At 59.0% G+C, this 2,408-nt stretch carries 4 protein-coding genes and 1 pseudogene; 3 read left to right on the top strand and 2 right to left on the bottom strand.

Annotation, left to right across the window (positions count from 1 at the left end):
• Positions 1-170 precede the first annotated feature (170 nt).
• A complete protein-coding gene (locus B7E02_RS00215; RefSeq protein ID WP_342743693.1) occupies positions 171-785 on the top strand; it encodes an SGNH/GDSL hydrolase family protein in 615 nt (204 codons plus the stop codon).
• Positions 786-830: 45 nt separating this feature from the next.
• Positions 831-1,085, top strand: coding sequence for a histidine phosphatase family protein (locus B7E02_RS00210; RefSeq protein ID WP_143336572.1), 255 nt, complete (start codon positions 831-833; stop codon positions 1,083-1,085).
• A 17-nt stretch (positions 1,086-1,102) separates the two neighbouring features.
• On the opposite strand, the gene B7E02_RS00205 is transcribed toward B7E02_RS00210, so the two are convergent.
• Positions 1,103-1,537 carry a tautomerase family protein gene (locus tag B7E02_RS00205; protein ID WP_080791599.1) on the bottom strand — a complete coding sequence of 145 codons (435 nt, stop codon included), beginning with the start codon at positions 1,535-1,537 and terminating at the stop codon, positions 1,103-1,105.
• A gap of 204 nt (positions 1,538-1,741) precedes the next feature.
• Here B7E02_RS00205 and B7E02_RS00200 point away from each other — a divergent pair.
• Positions 1,742-2,289 (top strand): annotated as a pseudogene (locus tag B7E02_RS00200) (IS6 family transposase); the annotation flags it as partial.
• Here B7E02_RS00200 and B7E02_RS14445 read toward each other — a convergent pair.
• Positions 2,203-2,408: hypothetical protein (locus tag B7E02_RS14445; RefSeq protein WP_218672362.1), on the bottom strand; the 206-nt coding region annotated here is incomplete at its 5' end. The pseudogene B7E02_RS00200 and the gene B7E02_RS14445 overlap by 87 nt on opposite strands.

Raw genomic sequence — 2,408 nt, 5'->3', positions numbered from 1 at the left:
ACGGGATCAGCTTGAGCGTGGAGCACGAGTTCTACAGCGCGCTGCTTGAGCTCGACAGTGTATTTGGTGGGCATGTAAGGGTTTCCTTTTCCAATTTCCTACCCTCCATTAAACCCGGGGCGAACCAGACCCCATGAACGACGTGGGCGACCTCGGCGGCGCAGGGCTCCGTGGTGTTCTTCGGTGACTCCATTACCGATGGTCACTCATCGACCGTGGACGCGAACCTGCGGTATCCAGACCAGGTAGCCGACCGCCTCCTGGAGCGGCCCGAAGCACAGCAATGTGGCGTGCTCAACTCTGGTATCAGCGGAAACCATCTACTGACCGATGCTGGCACGCAAGGCGTCTCAGCGATGGCACGCTTTGAAAACGATGTGCTGGATCAGCCCGGGGTCCACACCGTGGTGCTCCTGGAAGGCATCAATGACATCGGTAACAGCGAGGGCGCAGTGGAACCAGAACAGCTGATCAATGTCTACCGCCAATTCATCGAGCGAGCACACGACCACGACATTCGCGTAGTCGGTGCCACGATCACACCTTATGAAGGAGCCGACTACTACACCGAAGCCGGCGAGGAGGACCGCCAGGCAGTCAATGAGTGGATCAGGAACTCAGGTGAATTCGACGCCCTTGCTGATTACGAGGCTGCGGTCCGCGACCCCGACAACCCGAGCAGGCTCCTTCCCGCATTCAATCCGGGCGACAACCTACATCCGAATGACGAGGGCTACGCGGCGATGGCCGACGAACTAGATCTTGAGGAGATCTGCGCCAGCTGATCGGTCAGCTATTGGCTCCGCCACCTATACCCAGAACATGAGCTACTGCACTGCTATTGGCAGGTCATCGACCGGTTCCAGCCCGTGCTGGAGTTGCTGCGCCCGACCTTCGAGGGCGATCGTGACATGATGTCGGTCAGCCACGGCACCGCGATCCGCACCATCACCACCTACACCACCGGGGTGGACGGCGGCTTCTCCGGATACATGACCAACTGCCGCTACATCGTGATTAAATCCGGCGAGGTCGGCTTCGGCCAGGGTGACCTGGTCCGGTGGGCAAATACAGGCAGCAAATAGATTTAGCGGCCCGCTGGTCACAGACCTGTCAGCACATCGCGAACCTGTGGCGGCAGGGAGCTAAACCACTCAGCTTCCCCGCCGGGCTCGGGCAAGAGCTGGCCGTATTCGGTCATGTTCGCACCGGGGATCTCATTGACGTAGACCCAGAGGTGGGCCGCCGGTATTCCCAGTGTCTCGGCGCCCCTGGCGGTGAGCTGTTTTAATAGCCCGGTTTTCTGCTGTTCGGTGCGCCCGGAACGGATATCCGCCCGGATCCAGACGTGGTCCTGAGAAACTTCCCGGCCGGCGAGGAATAACTCACCGGGTGCAAGATCGTTGAAGATCACCTGAACCAGATAGCGCGGGGCGGACGTGACTTCGTGGTGGAGGTCGGTGATCAGCTCAGCGAGTTTCGGGCGCTGCCCCGGTCCGATTGTTCCGGCGGTGGATAAGACGGTGTAGGTCGGCATGAACCTCAATCTACCTACCCAGCACAAAAGCGGCACCCGCATCTAGCATCAGGTGCCGCTTCAGGCGTATTTTAACCCCACTTGAACTGCGGCGCAGCACCTCAACAGTGCACTGTCGTAAAACGAAGAGACAGCCACATCGATCCAAAGGGTGCTGTTGCAAAGTTGGGGCAGTAGGAAGAGCGACGTGAAATAATCACAGCCATGGGTATCTTCTCCGGTCGTCATTTCCCCCGTGACATCATTCTGTGGGCAGTGCGCAGGTCACTGCCGCTACGGGGTGAGCTACCGCGATCTGGAGGAAATGATGACTTCAGCGGGGCGTGCCAGTCGATCACACCACGATTCTCACCGCTGGGTCCAGAAATACGCCCCTGAGCTGGACAAGCAAACACGGTGGTACCGGCAGGTACCTGACTGGCAGGCCAGTTCCTGGCGGGTGGATGAGACCTATATCCGGGTCGGCGGCAGGTGGTGCTACCTCTGATCTGGCGATCACCGCCGGTGGCCAGACCCTGGACTTTTACCTCTCTCCGAAGCTGAACGTGGCCGCAGCGAAGCGTTTCCTGGCCAAGGCCCTCAGATCCAATGCGTCAGCCGGGTATCCCAGAGTGATCAACACCGATAAAGCACCCTCCCTAGACAGGGCAATCGCCGAGTTGAAGTCAGAGGGAATCTGCCCGCCAACAGTGGAACACCGGCAGGTGAAATACCTCAACAACATCCTGGAAGGCGACCATGGTCTGGTTCGCCCCGGGTTTAATGGAGGGTAGGAAATTGGAAAAGGAAACCCTTACATGCCCACCAAATACACTGTCGAGCTCAAGCAGCGCGCTGTAGAACTCGTGCTCCACGCTCAAGCTGATCCCGT

Source organism: Corynebacterium pacaense (assembly GCF_900169525.1).
GTDB lineage: Bacteria > Actinomycetota > Actinomycetes > Mycobacteriales > Mycobacteriaceae > Corynebacterium > Corynebacterium pacaense.
Note: the sequence above shows the minus strand (reverse complement) of the source record. Positions and strands in the feature narration are given on the sequence as shown.

Excerpts from the sequence above, each read along its gene's own strand:
- B7E02_RS00205 (WP_080791599.1), bottom strand. The coding sequence starts at position 1,537 with ATGCCGACCTACACCGTCTTATCCACCGCCGGAACAATCGGACCGGGG.